Annotated in this window: 18 protein-coding genes; 13 read left to right on the top strand and 5 right to left on the bottom strand. The window is 72.6% G+C overall.

The features are described from left to right. Positions 1-4: 4 nt before the first annotated feature. Entirely contained in the window at positions 5-1,297 is a 1,293-nt protein-coding gene (locus DI272_RS38630; RefSeq protein ID WP_109499824.1) for a DUF1015 domain-containing protein, read from the bottom strand. A 72-nt stretch (positions 1,298-1,369) separates the two neighbouring features. Here DI272_RS38630 and DI272_RS38635 point away from each other — a divergent pair, with 72 nt between their 5' ends. The 4 genes from DI272_RS38635 (at position 1,370) to DI272_RS38650 (ending at position 5,446) form a co-directional block, all read left to right on the top strand. Continuing rightward, complete coding sequence (locus tag DI272_RS38635; RefSeq protein WP_109499825.1) at positions 1,370-2,398, top strand: HAD hydrolase-like protein; 1,029 nt, start codon at positions 1,370-1,372, stop codon at positions 2,396-2,398. A gap of 80 nt (positions 2,399-2,478) precedes the next feature. Next, the gene (locus tag DI272_RS38640) at positions 2,479-3,522 is read left to right on the top strand and encodes an iron ABC transporter permease (protein ID WP_109499826.1); all 1,044 of its coding nucleotides are present in this window, start codon (positions 2,479-2,481) and stop codon (positions 3,520-3,522) included. Then, positions 3,519-4,583, top strand: a complete 1,065-nt coding sequence (locus DI272_RS38645; protein ID WP_109499827.1) for an iron chelate uptake ABC transporter family permease subunit — start codon at positions 3,519-3,521, stop codon at positions 4,581-4,583. The genes DI272_RS38640 and DI272_RS38645 overlap by 4 nt, the downstream gene beginning before the upstream one ends. Then, complete coding sequence (locus DI272_RS38650) at positions 4,580-5,446, top strand: ABC transporter ATP-binding protein (RefSeq protein ID WP_109499828.1); 867 nt, start codon at positions 4,580-4,582, stop codon at positions 5,444-5,446. The genes DI272_RS38645 and DI272_RS38650 overlap by 4 nt, the downstream gene beginning before the upstream one ends. Here DI272_RS38650 and DI272_RS38655 read toward each other — a convergent pair. Beyond that, positions 5,430-5,777, bottom strand: a complete 348-nt coding sequence (locus tag DI272_RS38655; RefSeq protein ID WP_109499829.1) for an SCP2 sterol-binding domain-containing protein — start codon at positions 5,775-5,777, stop codon at positions 5,430-5,432. The genes DI272_RS38650 and DI272_RS38655 overlap by 17 nt on opposite strands. 42 nt (positions 5,778-5,819) lie before the next feature. Here DI272_RS38655 and DI272_RS38660 point away from each other — a divergent pair, with 42 nt between their 5' ends. The 6 genes from DI272_RS38660 (at position 5,820) to DI272_RS38685 (ending at position 11,847) form a co-directional block, all read left to right on the top strand. Further along, positions 5,820-6,104: a hypothetical protein gene (locus tag DI272_RS38660; RefSeq protein ID WP_109499830.1), complete on the top strand. Its 285-nt coding sequence runs from the start codon at positions 5,820-5,822 to the stop codon at positions 6,102-6,104. 7 nt (positions 6,105-6,111) lie between these two features. Next, the gene (locus DI272_RS38665; RefSeq protein WP_109499831.1) at positions 6,112-6,927 is read left to right on the top strand and encodes a TlyA family RNA methyltransferase; all 816 of its coding nucleotides are present in this window, start codon (positions 6,112-6,114) and stop codon (positions 6,925-6,927) included. Continuing rightward, positions 6,924-7,829, top strand: coding sequence for an NAD kinase (locus DI272_RS38670; protein ID WP_079312609.1), 906 nt, complete (start codon positions 6,924-6,926; stop codon positions 7,827-7,829). The genes DI272_RS38665 and DI272_RS38670 overlap by 4 nt, the downstream gene beginning before the upstream one ends. Before the next feature lie 84 nt (positions 7,830-7,913). Continuing rightward, positions 7,914-9,632 (top strand): DNA repair protein RecN, encoded by a 1,719-nt coding sequence (gene recN / locus DI272_RS38675; protein WP_109499832.1) that lies wholly within the window; start codon positions 7,914-7,916, stop codon positions 9,630-9,632. Positions 9,633-9,808: 176 nt separating this feature from the next. Further along, a complete protein-coding gene (locus tag DI272_RS38680; protein WP_258314804.1) occupies positions 9,809-10,486 on the top strand; it encodes a hypothetical protein in 678 nt (225 codons plus the stop codon). Between the two features lie 209 nt (positions 10,487-10,695). After that, positions 10,696-11,847: a glycosyltransferase family 4 protein gene (locus DI272_RS38685; RefSeq protein ID WP_109499833.1), complete on the top strand. Its 1,152-nt coding sequence runs from the start codon at positions 10,696-10,698 to the stop codon at positions 11,845-11,847. On the opposite strand, the gene DI272_RS38690 is transcribed toward DI272_RS38685, so the two are convergent. Continuing rightward, entirely contained in the window at positions 11,844-13,472 is a 1,629-nt protein-coding gene (locus tag DI272_RS38690; protein WP_181387456.1) for a PucR family transcriptional regulator, read from the bottom strand. The genes DI272_RS38685 and DI272_RS38690 overlap by 4 nt on opposite strands. A 223-nt stretch (positions 13,473-13,695) precedes the next feature. On the opposite strand from DI272_RS38690, the gene DI272_RS38695 reads away from it, so the two are divergent. Then, positions 13,696-15,192 (top strand): APC family permease, encoded by a 1,497-nt coding sequence (locus DI272_RS38695; protein ID WP_109499835.1) that lies wholly within the window; start codon positions 13,696-13,698, stop codon positions 15,190-15,192. A gap of 14 nt (positions 15,193-15,206) precedes the next feature. Then, positions 15,207-16,799, top strand: a complete 1,593-nt coding sequence (locus DI272_RS38700) for an NAD(P)/FAD-dependent oxidoreductase (RefSeq protein ID WP_109501269.1) — start codon at positions 15,207-15,209, stop codon at positions 16,797-16,799. Between the two features lie 120 nt (positions 16,800-16,919). On the opposite strand, the gene DI272_RS38705 is transcribed toward DI272_RS38700, so the two are convergent. Continuing rightward, complete coding sequence (locus DI272_RS38705; RefSeq protein ID WP_109499836.1) at positions 16,920-18,302, bottom strand: FAD-binding oxidoreductase; 1,383 nt, start codon at positions 18,300-18,302, stop codon at positions 16,920-16,922. A 410-nt stretch (positions 18,303-18,712) separates the two neighbouring features. On the opposite strand from DI272_RS38705, the gene DI272_RS44980 reads away from it, so the two are divergent. Then, entirely contained in the window at positions 18,713-18,997 is a 285-nt protein-coding gene (locus DI272_RS44980) for a hypothetical protein (protein WP_258314932.1), read from the top strand. Between the two features lie 6 nt (positions 18,998-19,003). Here the strand turns inward: DI272_RS44980 and DI272_RS38715 are convergent, their stop codons facing one another. Further along, the gene (locus DI272_RS38715) at positions 19,004-20,806 is read right to left on the bottom strand and encodes a glycoside hydrolase family 15 protein (RefSeq protein WP_109499838.1); all 1,803 of its coding nucleotides are present in this window, start codon (positions 20,804-20,806) and stop codon (positions 19,004-19,006) included. Positions 20,807-20,871 lie beyond the last annotated feature (65 nt).

Here is a 20,871-nt window from a genome sequence, read left to right on the forward strand (position 1 = left end):
GTGTTCAGAGGTCCAGCGCGCGCAGGACCAGGCCGGAGGCCGGTTTGGGGCCGAAGGACGTCGACTTGCGGGGCATCGTGACGCCTTGGCGGGCCAGGTCGCGGACGACCTCCTCGCGGACCGGGTGCATGAGGACGGCCGTACCGCCGTCGCGTTCCGCCTTGCGGACGGTGGCGGCGGTGTCGTGGATGTAGGCGATGCGGGCGGGGTCGTCCTCGGGGATGTGCCAGACGTGGTCGAGGAGGGTGGCGTGCAGGACGGTCGCGTCCAGGGTGCGCCACGCCGCCGGGCGGTCGGCCGGGATCGTGCGGGCGAGGAGGTCCGGGTCGGGGCGGTCGACGAGGTGGAAGGCGCCGTCGCCGGCGAGGAGGAACGCGTTGCCCGCGCAGGCGGCGTCGGCCAGGACCTCCAGCGCCTCGGGGAGAGGGCTGTGCAGGTGGCGTACGCGGAACAGGCCGTCGAGTGCGGCCAGGGCGTCCGTCACCGGCAGGCCGTGCAGGAGGCGGTGGATGGCGCGGACGCGGAGCGGATAGCGGGCCGTGTCGACCAGGAGGACCAGGCCGTAGTCCCAGGGGCTCGGGGAGGGGTGTTCCGCGCGCAGTCGGCGGTAGGTCGCCCAGCGGTGGTGGCCGTCGGCGATGAGGGCCTGGTGCCGGGACAGGTCGGACTGGATGCGGGCGACGTCCGCCGGGTCGGTGATCGACCACAGGCGGTGGCTGTAGCCGTCCTCGGTGGTCGTGGAGAAGAGGGGCTCCTGCTCGGCCGTGCGTTCGACCACGGTGGTGGTGTCGGCGGCCGTTCCGTTGCCGCGGTACGTCAGGAGCAGCGGCTCCAGGTTGGCGGAGGTGGCGCGCATGAGGGCGGCGCGGTCCGCGATGACGTGCGGCATGACGTCTTCGTGGGGCAGGACCACCTGGTCCGCGGGGTCCGAGACGCGCAGGGCGCCGATGATGCCGCGCTGCAGCATGCCCGCGCCGTCGCGCTGCTCGTACACGTACAGGCCCGGCACCGGGTCGGCGGCCAGGACGCCTTCGGAGAGCCAGTGGCGCAGGGTCGCGGCGGCCTGTTCGTTGCGGGCGGCGGGGGTGGCGGCCTGCGGGAGGATCAGGCGGACGATGTTGTGCGGGTCGTTGGACTGCAGGTGGTAGAGGCCGTCGGGGCGGACGACGACGTCGTACGGCGGTGATGTCACGGCGGCGAGGCTGCCGACCCGGTCGGGGTCGTAGCGAAGGCCGCGGAACGGGGTGAGTTCCAGGCCCCGGCGCGCCGTTGCTTCCGAGTGACCTGCGGTGTTCATCCCGGCATCGTACGTGTGTCAGTGGTGTGCGAGATGATCGGGGGAAAGCCGTCGAGCGAGGAGCGATGTGGAATGAGCCAGAGCGTCAGGACGAGGCCCGCGGGCAGTGGCCAGGCCCTGAGCGAGGCGTACGACACCGCGCTGCTCGACCTCGACGGTGTGGTGTACGCGGGCGGGAACGCGATCGTGCACGCGGTCGAGTCACTGGCCACCGCTCGGGCGGGTGGGATGCACCTCGCGTACGTCACCAACAACGCGCTGCGGACGCCCGACACCGTGGCGGAGCATCTGACCGAGCTGGGGATACCGACCGGGGCCGACGACGTCATCACGTCCGCCCAGGCTGTCGCGCGGCTGATCAGTGAGCAGGTGCCGGCGGGGGCCCGGGTGCTGGTGATCGGTGGTGAGGGGCTGCGGGTCGCCTTGCGGGAGCGGGGGCTCGTGCCGGTGGAGTCGGCCGATGACGATCCCGCGGCCGTGGTGCAGGGGTTCGGCGGGCCCGACCTGCCGTGGGGGCGGTTCGCCGAGGCTTCGTACGCCGTCGCGCGCGGGGTGCCGTGGTTCGCGTCCAACACCGACCTGACGATCCCGAGCGGGCGGGGGATCGCACCGGGGAACGGGGCCGCGGTGGAGGTCGTGCGGATCGCGACCGGGGCCGAGCCGCAGGTCGCGGGCAAGCCGTTGCCCCCCATGCACCGGGAGACGATCCTGCGTACCGGTGCGGTACGGCCGTTGGTGGTGGGGGACCGGCTGGACACGGACATCGAGGGGGCGTTCAACGGCGAGGTCGACTCGCTGCTCGTCCTGACCGGGGTGACGGACGGGGCGCAGCTGCTGGCCGCGCCGCCGCAGCACCGGCCGACCTATGTCGACGCCGATCTGCGGGGGTTGCTGACCGGGCAGCCCGAGGTCGTCGCGGCGGACGGCGGGTTCCGGTGCGGGGGATGGACCGCCGCGGCCGGTACCGAGCGGCTGGAACTGGACGGTGACGGGGACGCGTTGGACGGGCTGCGGGCGTTGTGCGCGGCGGCCTGGACGGCGGCGGGGGCGGGAAGCTGCGAGCTGGACGGGGGGAAGGCGCTGGCGCGGCTCGGGCTGTGACGCCCCCGCGCGAGTCGGGCTCCCTGTGAACCCCGGCAGCGGGATCGTGGCCGGATTGGAGGGTAGGCTAACCTAACTGCGTGTTGGTCGACAGTCCTCCCGAACAGCGCGCGGCGACCGCCCCCGCGCCCCCGACCCGCCGGGCGATACGCGTCCTCGGGTTGCTCGTGTCCGTCGTGATCCTGGTGCTCGTCGCGCTGGCGAGCATCGCGATCGGGGCCAAAGAGCTGTCGATGGGGCAGGTGTGGCACGGCCTGTTCGAGGACTCGGGGACGTACGGCGATGTCGTGGTCACCGAGCGGCTGTGGCGGACGTTGCTCGGGCTGCTGGCCGGCGCCGCGCTCGGGCTCGCCGGGGCCGTCCTCCAGGCGCTCACCCGCAATCCGCTGGCCGACCCGGGACTGCTCGGCATCAACGCGGGCGCGTCCGCGGCGGTCGTCACGGCGATGACGTACTTCGGGGTGACGAGCCTGAGCGGGTACGTGTGGTTCGCGTTCTTCGGCGCGGCCGCGGTCGGGGCGCTCGTATGGTTCCTCGGCGGGAGCCGCGGGGCGACGCCGGTGCGGCTGGCGCTGGCCGGTACGGCGATCAGTGCCGCGCTCTACGGCTATCTCCAGGCCGTGATGATCACCGACGAGGCGGCGCTCGGCAAGATGCGCTTCTGGACGGTCGGTTCGCTGACCTCGGCGAGCGAGTCGACGATCCTTCAGGTCCTGCCGTTCCTGGCGGGCGGCACGCTTCTCGCCCTGGCGCTCGCCCGGCCGCTGAACGCCATGGAGATGGGCGACGACACCGCCCGGGCCCTCGGCGCCCACCTCAACCGCACCCGGGCGCTGTCGATGCTCGCCGCCGTGGTGCTGTGCGGGGCGGCGACCGCGGCCTGCGGACCGATCGTGTTCGTCGGGCTGATGGTGCCGCACGTCGTGCGCTCGTTCACCGGACCCGACCTGCGCTGGATCCTGCCGTACGCGGCCGTCCTGTCGCCGGTGCTGCTGCTCGGCGCCGATGTCATCGGCCGGGTCGTCGCGCGGCCCGCGGAGCTTCAGGTCGGCATCGTCACCGCGATCATCGGTGGCCCGGTCTTCATCTTTCTCGTACGACGGCGGAGGACGGCGCAGCTGTGAGGACCAACCCTGCCGAACGCGCTCATCGGCCCCACCGTGCCGTCCGGACGCCGGGCGGGCTGTCGGTCCGGCTCGACGTCCGGGCCTTCGTGGTCGTCGTCCTGCTGGTGGCCGCCGCGCTCGCCGCGAGCGTCGTGCTGATCGGCACCGGCGACTTCCCGATCTCGGCCGGGGACGTGCTCAAGACCCTGGCCGGGGACGGGAACGCCGGGCAGGAGTTCATCGTCAACGAGCTGCGGCTGCCGCGTGTTCTCGTCGGGCTGCTGGTCGGTGCCTCGCTCGGGCTCGGCGGGGCCCTGTTCCAGGCCGTGTCACGCAACCCGCTGGGCAGTCCGGACATCCTCGGGCTGGGGCAGGGGGCGACGGCCGGGGCGCTGACCGTGATCGTGTTCTTCTCCGGGAGCGCGGGCGAGGTCACCGTCGGAGCCCTGCTGGGCGGGCTGGGGGCCGGGCTCGCCATCTATCTGCTCGCCTGGAAACAGGGCGTGCACGGATACCGGCTCGTGCTGGTCGGCATCGGGGTGTCCGCGATCCTCACGGCGGTCAACGGCTATCTGCTGACCAAGTCCACCATCACGGAAGCCGCCCAGGCCGTCGTCTGGATGACCGGCTCGCTCAGCGGGCGGGGCTGGGAACAGGTGTGGCCGCTGCTGTGGCTGTGCGCCGTGCTGGTTCCGCTCGTCCTCGGCAACGCGCGGGCGCTGCGGATGATGGAGATGGGCGACGACGTGTCCAACGCCCTCGGCGTGCGCGTCGAGCGCACCAGGGCGCTGCTGATGGTGGCCGCCGTGCTCCTCACCGCCACCGCCACCGCCGCCGCGGGGCCGGTCAGCTTCGTGGCGCTCACCGCGCCGCAGCTCGCCCGGCGGCTGACCCGCTCGCCCGGCCCGAACCTGCTGCCGTCGCTGTGCATGGGCGCGGCCCTGCTGGTCGCCGCCGATCTGCTGTCGCAGAAGGTCTTCGGCGCCGACCAGATGCCGGTGGGCGTGGTCACCGGCGTGCTCGGTGGCGGCTATCTGCTGTGGCTGCTGGTCACCGAGCGCAAGGCGGGCCGGATATGAGTGCCGCCGACCGCGCCGACCGCACCCTGGACAACCGAAGGAGCACCGTGAACCGCCTCTCCGCCGAGGACGTCACCCTCGCCTACGACCAGCGCGTCATCGCCGAGCAGCTGTCGGTGGAGATCCCCGACAACTCCTTCACGGTGATCGTCGGCCCGAACGCGTGCGGCAAGTCCACGCTGCTGCGGGCGCTGTCACGGATGCTGAAGCCGAGTCGGGGCCGGGTGCTGCTCGACGGGCAGGTCATCCAGTCGATGCCGGCGAAGAAGGTCGCGCGAACCCTGGGGCTGCTGCCGCAGTCGTCGATCGCGCCGGACGGGATCACCGTCGGCGACCTGGTGGGCCGCGGCCGGTACCCGCACCAGGGCCTGCTGCGGCAGTGGTCGACCGAGGACGAGCGGGTCGTCCAGGAGTCGATGGCGCAGACCGGCGTCGCCGAGCTCGCCGACCGGTATGTGGACGAACTGTCCGGCGGCCAGCGGCAGCGCGTGTGGATCGCGATGGCGCTCGCCCAGCAGACGCCGCTGCTGCTCCTCGACGAGCCGACGACCTATCTGGACATCCAGCACCAGATCGACGTGCTGGACCTGTGCGCCGAGCTGCACGAGGAGCAGGGGCGCACGCTGGTGGCCGTCCTGCACGACCTCAACCACGCGGCCCGGTACGCCACGCATTTGATCGCCCTCAAGGGCGGCAGCGTCATCGCCGAGGGCGCGCCGAACGACATCGTCACGGCCGACCTGGTCGAGGAGGTCTTCGGGCTGCGCTGCCAGGTGATCGACGACCCGGAGACGGGGACGCCGCTGGTGGTGCCGGCGGCGCGGAAGGCGCGTGAGCGCGTGACCGCTAAAGAAGCTTCCTGAGCTGGAAGAGGTCCTTGAGGCCGGCTTCCAGCTTCACCCGGCCCGCGCCCCAGGCCTTGGCGAAGTGCAGCTCGCCGTTGACCAGGGCCACCAGGTCGTCGCCCTTCATGGTGAGCCTGATCTGCGCCTTCTCCTTCGGAGCGCCCTGGATCGTGTCCTGGACCACGATCCGGCCGCCCGTCATACGGCCCACGAAGGTGATGTCGAGGTCGGTGATCCGGCAGCTGACCGAGCGGTCCAGGGCGGTCGCGGCGGCGACGTCCCCTTCGGCGTGCTGCATGGTGTCGGAGAGCTTCTCGAGTGCGGCGCGGCACTCCTCGATCGTGGCCATCGCGATCGACGGTACCCCAGGGCTTCGGGGTAGCGTCTGGGCATGAGCGACTCTGTGCCCGAGGCCACGGAGGCGGCGGAACCCGTCGACGTCGAACCCGCGGACGACCCTGCCGCCCCTGCCCCTCTGAACGTCCCCCGGACCCCCACCGGCAACCCCGAGGTCGACGCCCAGCTGGAGCGGCTGACCGACGCCGACCACCTCGCCACGGACGGACACGTCGAGGTGTACGAGGATGTACACCGGGGGCTGCGCGACGCGCTCACCGCGCTCGACGCCCGGCCGGGACCTCCGGCGCCCCCGTCGTCGTACCGGAACAGGAGCTGAACCGAACGTGGCAGGAGTCGCACGTCGCCGTCTGGACGCGGAGCTGGTCCGCCGGAAGCTCGCGCGGTCGCGTGAGCACGCCAGCCAGCTGATCGCGGCCGGGCGGGTCACCGTCGGCAAGACCGTGGCGACCAAGCCCGCCACGCAGGTGGAGACCGCGGCGGCGATCGTGGTCCAGAGCGACGACAACGACCCCGAGTACGTCTCCCGGGGCGGGCACAAGCTCGCGGGCGCGCTGGCGGCGTTCGTGCCGCAGGGGCTCGTCGTGGAGGGGCGGCGGGCGCTGGACGCCGGGGCGTCGACCGGCGGGTTCACCGATGTGCTGCTGCGGGCCGGGGCCGCGCACGTCGTCGCCGTCGACGTCGGCTACGGACAACTCGCGTGGACTCTGCAGAGTGATGAACGCGTCACCGTCAAGGACCGTACGAACGTACGCGAGTTGACGCTTGAAGCGATCGATGGGGAACCTGTGGATCTTGTCGTGGGGGATCTGTCCTTCATTCCGCTCGGGCTGGTGCTGCCCGCCCTGGCGGGGTGCGTGAAGCCGGACGCCGACCTGGTGATGATGGTCAAGCCGCAGTTCGAGGTGGGCAAGGAACGGCTGGGCAGCGGGGGAGTCGTACGGAGTCCGCAGCTGCGGGCGGAGGCCGTGCGGGGAGTGGCGGAGAAGGCGTGGGAACTCGGGCTCGGGGTGAAGGGCGTCACGGCCAGTCCGCTGCCCGGGCCCTCGGGCAATGTCGAATACTTCCTGTGGCTGCGTGCCGGGGCGCCCGCCCTGGACCCGGCCGACGTTGACCGTGCAGTGGCGGAGGGGCCTCGTTGACACAGAACCGAGCTCGTACTGTTTTCCTGCTCGCCCACACCGGCCGGCCCGCGGCGATCCGCAGCGCCGAGCTGGTGGTGAAGGGGCTGCTGCGCGAGGGCATCGGCGTGCGGGTGCTGGAGTACGAGGCCGCGGACCTGCCGCTGCCCGAGGAAGTGGAGCTCGTCAAGGAGGCCACCCCGCAGTGCCTCGACGGGTGTGAGCTGCTGATCGTGCTGGGCGGGGACGGGACGCTGCTGCGCGGCGCCGAGTTCGCCCGGGCGTCCGGGGTGCCGATGCTGGGCGTCAATCTCGGACGGGTCGGGTTCCTCGCCGAGGCCGAGCGGGACGACCTCGACAAGGTCGTCGACCGGGTGGTGACCAAGTCGTACGAGGTCGAGGAGCGGATGACCGTCGATGTGGTGGTCCACAGCAACGGGGACATCGTGCACACCGACTGGGCGCTGAACGAGGCGGCGGTGCAGAAGGCCGGCGCCGAGAAACTGCTCGAGGTCGTCTTGGAGATCGACGGGCGGCCGGTCACCGGGTTCGGGTGCGACGGGATCGTGCTGTCGACGCCGACCGGGTCCACCGCTTACGCGTTCTCCGCGGGTGGTCCGGTGGTGTGGCCGGAGGTCGAGGCCCTGCTGATGGTGCCGATCTCGGCGCACGCGTTGTTCGCCAAGCCGTTGGTGACCTCGCCGGATTCCGTGCTTGCCGTGGAGGTGCTGCCGCACATTCCGCCGGGGGTGCTGTGGTGCGACGGGCGGCGGACGGTCGAGCTGCCGCCGGGGGCCCGCGTGGAAGTGCGGCGGGGGGCCGTGCCGGTACGGCTCGCCCGACTGCATCACGCTTCGTTCACGGACCGACTGGTGGCGAAGTTCGCGCTGCCGGTGTCCGGATGGCGGGGGGCGCCTCACTAGCCGGGGTACTCCACTCGGGCGGGTGACAGGGCGCCTCGCGCTTCTTGCTTCCTACCTCGTAAGGTCTTCACCGTGCTGGAAGAGATGCGGATACGGTCGCTCGGAGTCATCGACGATGCCGTCGTCGAGCTGTCGCCCGGGTTCACCGCTGTCACCGGTGAGACGGGTGCGGGCAAGACCATGGTGGTCACCAGCCTGGGACTGCTGCTTGGTGGGCGGGCGGACCCGGCGCTCGTGCGGATCGGGGCCGAGAAGGCCGTGGTGGAGGGGCGGATCGCGCTCCCCACGGGTGCCTCGGCCGTGCTGCGGGCCGAGGAGGCCGGGGCCGAGCTCGACGACGGGGCGCTGCTGATCAGCCGTACCGTTTCCGCCGAAGGGCGGTCCCGGGCGCACCTGGGCGGGCGGAGCGTGCCGGTCGGTGTGCTCGCCGAGCTCGCCGACGAACTGGTCGCCGTGCACGGGCAGACCGACCAGCAGGGACTGCTGAAGCTGTCGCGGCAGCGGCAGGCGCTCGACCGGTACGCCGGGGACGCCGTCGCCGTGCCGCTCGCCAAGTACGGCGAGGCCTACCGGCGGCTGCGAGCCGTCTCCACCGAGCTCGACGAGATCACCACGCGCGCGCGTGAGCGGGCTCAAGAGGCCGACATGCTGCGGTACGGGCTCGACGAGATCGCCGGGGTCGAGCCGCGCGCGGGTGAGGACGTCGAGCTGGCCGAGGAGGCCGAGCGGCTCGGGCACGCCGAGGCGCTGTCGTCCGCCGCCACGGCCGCCCACGCGGCGCTCGCCGGGAACCCCGAGGACCCCGAGGGCATCGACGCCGCCACGCTCGTGGCGGGAGCTCAGCGGGCCCTGGACGCCGTGCGGTCGCACGATCCGGCGCTGGCCGCGCTCGCCGACCGGATCGGGGAGGTCGGGATTCTGCTGGGGGACGTGGCCGGGGAGCTGGCGGGGTACGCCGACGACCTCGACGCCGATCCCCTGCGGCTGGCGGCCGTCGAGGAACGGCGGGCCGCCCTCACCGCGTTGACACGGAAGTACGGCGAGGACGTCGCCGCCGTGCTGGCGTGGGCCGAGCAGGGTGCCGCGCGGCTCACCGAGCTGGACGGGGACGACGAGCGGATCGGTGAGCTCACCGACGAGCGGGACGCGCTGCGGGCCGAACTGGGCGGGCTGGCGCAGGCGTTGACCGATGCGCGGGCGGAAGCGGCCTCGCGGTTCGCGGCTGCCGTGACCGCCGAGCTGGCCTCGCTGGCGATGCCGCACGCGCGTGTGTCCTTCGACATCCGGCAGACCGAGGACCCGGACGGCGTCGAGGTCGGCGGTCGGGCGGTCGCCTACGGTCCGTCCGGCGTCGACGAGGTCGAGCTGCTGCTCGCGCCGCACCCGGGTGCTCCGCCGCGGCCCATCGCCAAGGGGGCCTCCGGTGGTGAGCTCTCGCGCGTGATGCTGGCCGTGGAGGTCGTGTTCGCGGGGACCGACCCGGTGCCGACGTACTTGTTCGACGAGGTCGACGCCGGTGTCGGTGGCAAGGCGGCGGTGGAGATCGGGCGGCGGCTGGCGAAGCTGGCGAAGACCGCGCAGGTCGTGGTCGTGACCCATCTGCCGCAGGTCGCGGCGTTCGCCGACCGGCAGTTGCTCGTCGAGAAGACCAACGACGGGTCCGTCACGCGGTCCGGTGTGAAGGTGCTCGAAGGGGAGGAGCGGGTACGGGAGTTGTCCCGGATGCTGGCTGGACAGGAGGACTCGGAGACGGCTCGGGCCCATGCGGAGGAGTTGTTGGCGGCGGCGCGGTTGGACGCGTGAGGCTGTTGCGCCGCTCCGCGGCGAAGACCTGACCGCTCCGCGGTCCGCGCTTCGCCGCTCCGCGGCGGCTCCCCACCCGCCCACCCGCGTTCACCGGCTCCACAGCCGCCCACATCCGGCCCGCTCCGCGGGCCCAAGCGGCGGGCCAAGATAAGCGGCTCTCTCAGGGTGATCACATGATCAACCGCCCCGACAGCCCCCACTGGCACCGCGACAACTACGCCGGCCGCACCGTAGACCTCCACGCCGGCCCCGCCACCGCCGTCGCCGCCACCCTCACCGCCGCCCGTGTGCACCCCGCAGCCGCCCTCGCGATCGCCACTGCCGGTGCCTGCGGTGCCTACGACGACATCGCCGGTGCCACCGACCCCCGCCGCGGTTTCCGCGCCCACCTCTCCGCCCTGCGTGGCGGCGAAGTCACCAGCGGAGCCGTCAAGTTGTTCGGGATCTCCGCCGCCGGGCTCGTCGCCGGGGCGATGCTGAAGGAGAAGGCGCTGGACAAGATCCTCGCCGGAGTCGTCATCGCCGGTGCCGCGCACTTCGTCAACCTCGTGGACGTGCGCCCGGGACGGGCCGCCGCCGCGGTCATCGGCCTCGGCGTGCCGGGGATGCTCCGCAAGGGACCCGGCGGTGAGTTGGCCGCCGCGGCGGTGGGGGCCGCCGCCGCTGTCCTGCCGGACGACCTCGGGGAGCGCTCGATGCTCGGCGACACGGGGGCGCACACGCTGGGCGCCGCCCTGGGAGCGGCGGTCGTCGCGGGCAACGGGCGGGCGGGGCTGGTCGCGCACGCCGTCGCGGTCGTTGCCGCCGCCGTGTACGGGGACCAGGTCACCGAGGCGGCTCGGTCCCTGTGACAGACCCCCGCTCCCTCACCCGTGTGGGTGACCCACGCCACCTCCACCCCGAACCCGCACACCCCCGCCGTTCCCGGAACACCCGTACGTGCTGGCATCCTTGGCCCAGCACGCAGTACGCGTAGGAAGCGCGCGGTACACCCCTCCGCTCGATACCTTCTGTACGTTTCCTCGTGACCGCCCGACGCCGAACCAGGAGCCCCGGCCACGTGAGCCCCGTGAGCAGCCACTCACCGCACGGTCAGTCACCGCTCGGTCAGTCACCGCTGCGCACCGTGCAGGTGCTCGGCGGCGGCAACGCCGGCAGCAGCGCTCATGTGCGGTCCCTGACCTCCGGGCTCGTCGCGAGGGGCGTGAAGGTCACCGTGTGCGCCCCTGTCGAGGCGGATCGCATCTACGACTTCACGGGGGCCGGTGCCGAGCATGTGCATGTGCCGAGGAGCAGCGATCCCGGGTCGGTCGCCGCGCTGCGGGCCGCCTGCGCGGACGCCGATCTCGTGCACGCGCACGGGCTGCACGCCTCCTTCCGTGCCGTCCTCGCGCTCAGCGGGCGGCGCACTCCGCTCGTCGTGACATGGCACGACCGGGCGCGTGCCGAGGGCGCGCGGGCCCATCTCGTGCGGCTGTTGGAGCGCCGGGTCGTGAAGGCCGCCTCCGTGGTGCTGGGGGCCACCTCCGCCCTCGTCGACCGGGCCCGTGCCACCGGTGCCCGGGACGCGCGGCTCGCCGCCGTCGCCCTGCCCGCCCGCCGCCGGACCGCCGGGCCGGAGGACCCCGACCGGCCGCGGCCCAAGGTGCGGGCGGAACTCGGCGCCACCGGGCGGCCGTTGCTGATGGCCGTCGGCTCGCTGGACCGGCATCGTGGGTACGACACGCTGCTGGACGCCTCGCGCGTGTGGCTCGCGCTCGACCCGGTGCCGCTCGTGGTGATCGCCGGGGAGGGGCCGCTGCGGGGCGAGTTGCAGCGCAGGATCGAGGACGAGGGGCTGCCGGTCCGGCTGATCGGGCGGCGTGACGACGTCGCCCAGTTGCTGACCGCTGCCGACCTCGCCCTGCTGTCGAGCAGTTGGGAGTCGCGTTCCCTGCTCGCCCAGGAGGCCCTCCACGCGCGCGTGCCGCTCGTCGCGACCGACGTCGGCAGCATGCCCGAACTCGTGGGCGACGCCGCCGAACTCGTGCCGTACGGGGATGCCGAGGCGCTCGCGGACGCCGTCGTGCGGCTGCTCGGTGATCCCGAGCGGTGCGAGGAGCTGCGGGAGAAGGGCGTACGACAGGCCGCCACCTGGCCGACCGAGGACGAGACCGTCGCCCAAGTGCTCAGCGTCTACGACGAGTTGACCCAGCCGCGCCCCATGATCTAGGCCACGTGCCTGCGGGCTCGCAGTGCCAGGCTCAACGCCAGTACCGTCTGCGGGTCGTCGAGGTCCGTGCCCAGCAACTCGCCGATCCGGGCGAGGCGGTTGTAGAGCGTCTGGCGGTTGAGGTGGAGCTCGCGGGCCGTCTCCGCCTTGCGGCCGGCGTGGGCCAGGTAGGTCTCCAGGGTCGGCAGCAGCGGGGGCTTGGAACGGGCGTCGTGGTCCCGTACCGGGCCGATCGCGCGGTCGACGAAGGCCGCGAGGTCGGGATGGTCGCGCAGCCGCCACAGCAGCAGGTCGATGTCGAGGCGCCGGGCGTCGTACCAGGGGCGGTCCGACAGGCCCTGGGCCGCCGTCGCCGTCTCGGCCGCGTGCCTGAGCCCCGCCGAGGCCGCCGCCCAGCCGCCCGCCACCCCGGCCACGACGACCGGCGCCTGGGCGCCCGGCCGCTGCATCCCGGCCCGCTCCACCCCGGCCCGCAGCGCCGCCGCGACCCGGTCCGCGACCGCCGACCGCTCCGACTCCGAACGCAGGCCCAGCAGGACCAGGACGCGGCCTTCGAGGGGCCGTACGCCCAGCAGGACCGGGACCCCCACCGAGGCCAGCTCCTCGGAGACCGCCCTCGCCAGGACCGCCCAGCCGCCGCCCGGCGACAGCGTGTCGCCGAGTCTCATCACCACCGGCATGAGCGGGCTGCCGCCCGGCTTGAAGCCCAGTACGCGGGCCTGTGCCGGGGCGTCGTCCGCGGTGATCCGGCCCTCGGCGAGGTCGGTGAGGAAGTCGCCGCGGCCCCGCGCGGCCAGCTCCTCCTCCTGGCGGGCCTGCATCAGCACCACGGCGAGGATGCCGGCGGCCCGCTCGGCGGCGATCCGGTGGACGGGGGCCAGCGGGGACCGGACCGGGAGCAGGACCAGACGCGCACGTACCGAGCCCGTGCCGGGCCCGCCGCCCGGTACGTCCACCAGCACCGAGCCCGCCGGCGGCGCGTCCTTGTGCTGGGCCCGCAGCCCCTCCCACACCTGGAGCGGGTCCGCGCCCTCGGGCCCGGCGCCGGCGGCGTAGAGGAGCTGGCCGTCGGTGGTCTCCAGGAAGACCGGGTTGTCGCTGAAGCCGGCCAGGATGCCCAGCACCTGGGGGACCCCGCCGCCGCCCAGCAGGGCCTCCGTGCAGCGGCGGTGGACCTCCTCGGCGCGCTGGAGGAGCGCGTAGTGGCCGTTGACGATCTCGGTGTGGATCTCCTCCGTGACCGTCACGAAGGGCACCTCGCGGTGGAGTTGGACGAGGGGGAGGCCGGTCGCGCGGGCCGTGTCCACGAGGGCCGCGGGCAGGCGGGTGAAGCGCGGGCCCAGTTCGATGACGAGGGCCGCGATGCCGCGCTCGGCGAGGGTGCGGACGAATGCCCGCTGTTCGGCCGGGCGGGTGCCGAGCCCGTAGCCGGTGGTCAGCAGCAGCTCGCCGCCCTTGAGGAGGCTGGCGATGTTGGGCACCTCGCCCGCGTGCACCCAGCGCACGGACCGCTGCAGCCGGTCGGCGCCCGCGAGGATCTCGGGCAGCCCGCTGCGCAGGCCGGGCAGCTCCAGCGCGCGTTGAACGGTGATGCCGGCGCCCTGGTTGTCGAATCTGCTGTCCATGAGCCGGACGGTACCCGCGCGCATGCTTCGACGACATCTCCGGGCGGTTACGGCGACGATCACCGCGGCCCTGTACACGACAATCCGTCGCGCCCGCGGCCCAATTGCACGACCGCGTGTCGCTTGTGGCATCTGTCACTCCGCCGCCACACTGGCGCATCCGAAAGGCAAGGCGTATTTCGGCTTCGGATTTCGTTGCGCAAGCACGTTGAGAGGGGCGGGAATGGCAGAAAAACCCACGCGAGAAGTGCACCGGCTCAAGGCGAATTCCGTAGGTCTGGTGGGCGTGGTCTTCATGGCCGTCGCCACCGCCGCGCCGATCACCGCGATGACCGGCAACCTGCCGATCGCCGTCGGCTTCGGCAACGGCACGGGCGCGCCGGCGGGCTATCTCTTCGCGACGCTCGTCCTGACGGTGTTCTCCGTCGGATACGTCGCCATGGCCCGGCGGATCACCGCCGCCGGTGCCTTCTACGGCTACATCTCGCACGGCCTGGGCCGGATCGCCGGCATGGCCTCGGGGATGCTGGCCGTGCTGGCGTACGTCGTCTTCGAGGCGTCCATCGTCGGCGTCTTCTCCTACTTCGCGAAGACCACCGTCCACGACCAGCTGGGCGTCGATCTGCCCTGGGTCCTGTACGCCGCCGCGATGCTGCTGGTCACGGCCGTGCTGGCCTACTTCGACATCAACCTCACCGCGAAGGCCCTCGGCGTGATGCTCATCGCCGAGATCGCCGTCCTCTTCGCGGTCGCCACCGCCGTACTCCTGCACGGCGGCGGCCCCGACGGCATCCCGGTCGAGCCCGTCAACCCGAAGAACGCCTTCACCGGCGCCTCCGCCGGGCTCGGCCTGTTCTTCGCCTTCTGGTCGTGGGTGGGCTTCGAGTCGACCGCGATGTACGGCGAGGAGAGCAAGGACCCCAAGCGCGTCATCCCGCGCGCGACCCTCATCTCGGTCGTCGGCGTCGGCCTCTTCTACATCTACGTCTCCTGGATGACCATCGCGGGCAACGGCCTGGAGAAGTCCGTGGCCGTCTCCGCCGGGACCAGCCCCCTCGACCTCTTCTTCGACCCGGCGCACTCCTTCATCGGCGCCTGGGCCGTCGACGCCTTCCAATGGCTGCTGATCACCGGGTCGTTCGCCTGCGGGATGGCCTTCCACCAGTGCGCGGCCCGCTACCTGTACGCCATCGGCCGCGAGGGCTTCCTGCACCCGGCCCTCGGCCGTACGCACGCGCGGCACGGCTCGCCGTACCTCGCCTCCTTCGTGCAGTCGGTCATCGCGGTCGCGCTCGTGGCGGCCTTCTGGCTGACCGGTCAGGACCCCTACATCCACCTCTACACGCTGCTGGCGATCCTCGGCACGATGGCCATCCTCATCGTGCAGACCCTGTGCTCGTTCGCGGTCATCGGCTACTTCCGCAAGAACCACCCCGAGGACCGCCACTGGTTCCGCACCTTCACCGCCCCCCTCCTCGGCGGCATCGGCATGATCGCGGTCGTCGGGCTGCTGGTGACGAACCTCGACACCGCGGCCGGTACGGCGGCCGACTCGCTCTTCTTCAAGGCCATCCCGTGGATCGTGGGCCTGGTCTTCTTCGGCGGCCTGGGCCTGGGCTTCTACCTCAGGGCCCGGCAGCCGGAGCGCTACGAGATCATCGGCCGGATCGTCCTGGAGGACGCGGCCGAGCGCACGGACGAAACCCCCGTCAACGTCTGAGGAGCGTGGCCGTCGTGTCCCGAACCCCTTCGATGCACGTCCTGCGTTCCCTGTTCGCCGACCACGCCGCCGCCGAGCGGCTCGGAGTGCCCGTGGCGGAGGCGCGGGTGCGCCGCCGCACGGTCCTGAAGGGCGCGCTCGGCGCCACCGCCGTGACGGCGGCCACGGCCCCGAGAGCCGTCGCCGCCTCCGCGCCGCGGATCGCCGTCGTCGGCGCGGGGATCGCCGGTCTGACCGCCGCGCTCACGCTCGCCGACGCCGGCTACCGCTGCACGGTGTACGAGGCCCACCCCGACCGGGTCGGCGGCCGGATGTACACCCAGCGCGACCACTGGTCGTGGGGCCAGACCTCGGAGATCGGCGGCGAGCTGATCGACACCAGCCACAAGAAGATGCTGGAACTGTGCCGCCGCTTCTCCCTGCCGGTCGAGGACTTCCTCGGCGGCGGGCCCAACGGGGCCGAGGAAGTCCTGTGGTTCAACGGCGAGTACTACCCGCGCGCCCAGGCCGACGAGGACTTCAAGGACGTCTACCAGGCCCTCCACAAGGACTTGCAGGACTCCGGCGAGGTGTTCTGGAACCAGACCACCCCGACCGGCACCGCCCTCGACACCATGTCCCTGTACGACTGGATTGAGTCCCGCGTCCCCGGCGGCCACGACTCGCCGCTCGGCCGGTTCTTCGACGTGGCCTACAACGTCGAGTACGGCGCCGACACGACCGACCAGTCCTCGCTGGCCCTGGTGCTGCTGATGGGTTATCAGACCAATCCGGGCAACTTCAACATCTGGGGGCTGTCCAACGAGCGTTACCACATCGTCGGCGGCAACGACCGGCTCCCGCACGCCATCGCCGACTCCCTGCCCGACGGCACGGTCCGGCGGGGCTGGTCGCTGACCGCGGTCAAGGCGAACGGGGACGGCACCCAGACCCTCACCTTCGAGGAATCCGGCGCCGTACGGACGGTCACGGCCGATCACACCGTGCTGTGCGTGCCGCTGCCCGTCCTCCAGCGACTCGACCTGAGCAAGGCCGGGTTCGACACCCGGATGACCAACCTGCTGCGGGACGCCCGCATGGGGTACTGCACCAAGCTCAACATGCAGTTCGCCGGCCGCCCTTGGCGCGGCACCGGCCCCTGGCCGGGCGTCTCCGCGGGCGACTGCTTCACCGACGGCCGGGTCCAGCAGACCTGGGACACCACCAAGGTCCAGCCCGGCACGGGCGGCATCCTCCTCCAGTACGGCGGCGGCAGCCTCGCCAGGTCGCTGACTCCGGCGACGCCGTTCGCGTACGAGAGCGATCCGTACGTCACCAAGCTCGCGACCACGTACCTCGCGGACATCGACGCGTTCTTCCCGGGCACCTCCGCCGCCTGGACGGGCCGCGCCCAGCTGTCCGCCTGGCATCTCAACCCGTATGCGCTGGGCGCCTACTCGTACTGGCCGGTGGGCTACCTCCACCGGTACGCGGGCTACGAGGGCGTGGCCCAGGGCAACATCCACATCGGCGGCGAGCACTGCTCCTACGACTTCCAGGGGTTCATGGAAGGCGGCGCGACCGAGGGGGAGCGGGCGGCCAAGGAGGTGATAGCCGCGGTGAGTTAGACCCGCGGTGCAGCGCATGGATCTCGGCGTGGCCGCCGGCACGGTCGGGCCGTACCGGCGGCCACGGGCGAGGCGGCGGGGGAGCGGACGCCGATGGCGCTCGCGCCCGCGCCGCGCCGGTCACGCCGGTCTGATGTTGTGGTTGAAGCGGAACACGTTGTCCGGGTCGTACCGCCGCTTCAGGGCCGCCAGCCGGCCGGTGTTCTCGGCGCCGACCCCGGCCACGACCCGGTCGGTGCCCTCGTCCCCGATGAAGTTCAGGTAGACCGCGCCGGTGCTCCACGGCCGGGTGTCCGCGCGGACGTCCCGCACCCACTGGATCACCCGCTCGTCGTCCGCCGGGTCCTCCCACATCGCGAACGGATGGACGGCCCACGGCGCGTCCCGATAGGGCACCGGGTACTCGCGCGGCCCACCGGCGATCGCCCCGCCCTGCGGGAGCAGGACATGGAGGGTCCCGGTGGGTACCGGCATCGACGCCGCCCGGGCGCAGAAGACGTCCAGCAGCGCGTCCGGCGCGCCCGTCAGATACTCCGCCGACCAGTAGTTCCGCATCCCCGGCGGATCGTCGAGCATGCACTGGACGTCGGCGTACGGCATCGCCCCGACGATCTCCGTCTCGTGCGGCAGCGCCAGCAGCGGCTCGGCGAGCTTGCGCAGGTCCGCCTCGGCGCCCGCGTACGTCAGCATCGCCCCGCACAGCAGGGTACCGACCAGCTGCGGCGGGACGAACTCCTCGGGCGGGCCGGTGAGATAGATGACACCGCCGCCCGCCTCGTCCGGGCCGGTGGCGATGATGTCGCGGAAGGTGCGCACCACCTCGGGGCCGAACTCCGGCAGGTACAGCAGGAACGCGATGGAGAACTCGGGCAGCGCGTGCAGCCGGAGCGTGAGCGCGGTGGCGATGCCGAAGTTCCCGCCGCCGCCGTGCAGTCCCCAGAACAGCTCCGGGTTGTCGTCGGCGCTCGCGTGCACCCGGCTGCCGTCGGCGGTGACCAGGTCGACGCCGAGCAGGTTGTCGACGGCGAGCCCGCACCAGCGGTCCAGCCAGCCGGTGCCGCCGCCGAGGACGAAACCGCCCACCCCGGTGGTGGAGACCCGGCCGCCGGTGGTGGCGAGACCATGCGGCTGGCAGGCGCGGTCCAGGTCGCTCATCGTGGCGCCACCGGCGATCCGTACCGCCCGCGCCGCGGGATCGACCGTGACCGACCGCAGGTGGCGCAGGTCGACGACCAGACCGCCGTCGTTCAGCGCCATGCCCGCCACGCTGTGCCCGCCGCCGCGCACCGCGATCGGCAGGTCCAGGTCCCGGCCGAAGCGCACCGCCCGCACGACGTCGGCCTCGTCCACGCACTGGGCGATCACCGCCGGACGCCGGTCGATCATCGCGTTGAAGACGGTACGGGCCGCGTCGTAGCCCGTGTCCCCCGGGGCGAACACGTCGCCGACCAGTTCCTCGCGCAGTGCGGCGAGCGCCGCACCCGCCTTCGATGGGGAGGCCATGGGGCGCCCCCTTTCGTGCAGGGGCAGATGGTTACAGCGTAGGCGCGGCGAGGGCGCCGGTCCTGTTGTGCGCTCAGGAAGTGCCTGTGGTGCCCAGGAACAACGGGAGGCATCCGAGGACCCGCTCGGCGCGGCGGGCGGGCGGGTGCCGGCAGGCGGTCAGCCGGCCGATGTCGCCACCACGAGTCCGAGGCCGATCAGTACGCCCCCCGTGGCCCAGGTGAGGGCGCCGTGCACCCGCGGCCGTCGCAGCACGGGCCCCGGCCCTGGCCGGCAGCAGCACGCAACCGCCGAGCCAGGTCAGGGTGAGGGCGGCGTGCAGCAGGACGAGGAGCGCCCTGGCCCCGGCCACGGGCAGGCGGGGCGGGGCCAGGGTGGGAAGGTGCCAGGACGCGGGCTTCGAACCCGACGTGCGGTTCGAGACCACCGACCTTCTGCTCCGTCTGCGGCTCGTGGAGCAGGGCCACGCGGCGGCCTTCCTGCCCGACCTCGTGTGGTGCGGGCGCCCGCCGACCGTCCCCGTGCGGCGGCTGGGGCGCACGCGGCGCGTCTTCACCGTCGCACGCCGGGGCCGGGGCGCGCACCCGGCGATCGTGGCGTGCCGCGCCGCGCTGCGGCAGGCGGCGGCACGCCGTGAGGCCGGTCGCCCCCCTCGTATGCCCGTGAGGCCGGTCGCCCCTTCGGTATGTCCGTGAGGCCCGTCAGCCTCCGTAGGCCCCGGACGCCGTCAGCCGCAGTGCCGTGTCGATCAGCGGGACGTGGCTGAAGGCCTGCGGGAAGTTGCCGACCTGGCGCTTCAGGCGCGGGTCCCACTCCTCCGCGAGCAGACCGAGGTCGTTGCGCAGCGCGAGGAGCTTCTCGAACAGCTTGCGGGCCTCGTCGACGCGGCCGATCATCGCGAGGTCGTCCGCCATCCAGAACGAGCAGGCCAGGAACGCCCCCTCGTCACCGGGCAGGCCGTCGACACCCTCGCTGTCGCCCTCGGTCGGGTAGCGCAGGATGAAGCCGTCCGAGGTGGACAGCTCGCGCTGGATCGCCTCGATGGTGCCGATGACCCGCTTGTCGTCCGGCGGCAGGAAGCCCATCTGCGGGATCAGCAGCAAGGAGGCGTCCAGCTCCTTCGAGCCGTACGACTGGGTGAAGGTGTTGCGCTCCTTGTCGTAGCCCTTCTCGCAGACGTCCCGGTGGATGTCGTCGCGCAGCTCGCGCCAGCGCTCCAGCGGGCCGTCCGCGTCCCCGGACTCGATGAGCTTGATCGTGCGGTCGACGGCGACCCAGGCCATGACCTTGGAGTGCACGAAGTGCCGGCGCGGACCGCGCACCTCCCAGATGCCCTCGTCCGGCTCGTCCCAGTGGTCCTCCAGGTAGCGGATCAGCTTGAGCTGGAGCAGGGAGGCGTAGTCGTTGCGGGCCAGGCCCGTCATGTGGGCCAGGTGCAGGGCCTCGGTGACCTCGCCGTACACGTCCAGTTGGAGCTGGTGCGCCGCGCCGTTGCCGACCCGGACCGGCGCGGAGTTCTCGTAGCCCGGCAGCCAGTCCAGCTCCGCCTCGCCCAGCTCCCGCTCACCCGCGATGCCGTACATGATCTGCAGGTTCTCGGGGTCGCCCGCGACCGCCCGCAGCAGCCACTCGCGCCAGGCGCGGGCCTCCTCGCGGTAACCGGTGCGCAGCAGGGAGGACAAGGTGATCGCCGCGTCCCGGAGCCAGGTGTAGCGGTAGTCCCAGTTGCGGACGCCGCCGATGTCCTCGGGCAGCGAGGTCGTCGGGGCCGCGACGATGCCGCCGGTCGGGGCGTACGTCAGCGCCTTCAGCGTGATCAGCGAGCGGACGACGGCCTCGCGGTAGGGGCCGTGGTACGTGCAGTGCTCCACCCAGTCGCGCCAGAACTCCTCGGTGAGCTCCAGGGACTGCTCCGGCTCGGGGAGCGCGGGCGGTTCCTTGTGCGAGGGCTGCCAGGAGATGGTGAACGCGATCCGGTCACCCGGGGCGACCGTGAAGTCCGAGTACGTGGTCAGCGACTTGCCGTAGGTCTCGCAGTCGGTGTCGAACCACACCGAGTCCGGGCCCGCCACGGCGACCGTGCGCCCGTCGTGCTTGTGCACCCACGGCACGACCCGCCCGTACGAGAACCGCATCCTGAGGGCCGAGCGCATCGGGACCCGGCCCGAGACGCCCTCCACGATCCGGATCAGCTGCGGCGCGCCGTCACGCGGCGGCATGAAGTCGGTGATCCGGACCGTGCCGCGCGGGGTGTCCCACTCGGACTCCAGGATCAGCGAGTCGCCGCGATAGGTCCGCCGGGCCGCGGTGGGCGGCTCGGCGTCCGCGGCATGCGCGGGTCCCAGGCGCCAGAAGCCGTGCTCCTCGGTGCCCAGCAGACCGGCGAAGATGGCATGCGAGTCGAAGCGGGGCAGGCACAGCCAGTCCACTGTGCCGTCCCGGCAGACCAGCGCAGCGGTCTGCATGTCTCCGATGAGTGCGTAGTCCTCGATGCGCCCGGCCACGTGCAACTCCAGTCGAACGGCCACGTCACCCCCTCAGGGAAAAGGGGGCTGTCGCTAGTGCGGTC

The organism is Streptomyces sp. Act143 (genome assembly GCF_003143935.1).
GTDB lineage: Bacteria > Actinomycetota > Actinomycetes > Streptomycetales > Streptomycetaceae > Streptomyces.

Bases quoted from the DNA above. Each gene is read 5' to 3' on its own strand.
- DI272_RS38630 (WP_109499824.1), bottom strand. From the start codon at position 1,297: ATGAACACCGCAGGTCACTCGGAAGCAACGGCGCGCCGGGGCCTGGAA.
- DI272_RS38635 (WP_109499825.1), top strand. From the start codon at position 1,370: ATGAGCCAGAGCGTCAGGACGAGGCCCGCGGGCAGTGGCCAGGCCCTG.
- DI272_RS38650 (WP_109499828.1), top strand. From the start codon at position 4,580: ATGAGTGCCGCCGACCGCGCCGACCGCACCCTGGACAACCGAAGGAGC.
- DI272_RS38655 (WP_109499829.1), bottom strand. From the start codon at position 5,777: ATGGCCACGATCGAGGAGTGCCGCGCCGCACTCGAGAAGCTCTCCGAC.
- DI272_RS38660 (WP_109499830.1), top strand. From the start codon at position 5,820: ATGAGCGACTCTGTGCCCGAGGCCACGGAGGCGGCGGAACCCGTCGAC.
- recN (WP_109499832.1), top strand. From the start codon at position 7,914: ATGCGGATACGGTCGCTCGGAGTCATCGACGATGCCGTCGTCGAGCTG.
- DI272_RS38680 (WP_258314804.1), top strand. From the start codon at position 9,809: ATGATCAACCGCCCCGACAGCCCCCACTGGCACCGCGACAACTACGCC.
- DI272_RS38690 (WP_181387456.1), bottom strand. From the start codon at position 13,472: ATGGACAGCAGATTCGACAACCAGGGCGCCGGCATCACCGTTCAACGC.
- DI272_RS38695 (WP_109499835.1), top strand. From the start codon at position 13,696: ATGGCAGAAAAACCCACGCGAGAAGTGCACCGGCTCAAGGCGAATTCC.
- DI272_RS38705 (WP_109499836.1), bottom strand. From the start codon at position 18,302: ATGGCCTCCCCATCGAAGGCGGGTGCGGCGCTCGCCGCACTGCGCGAG.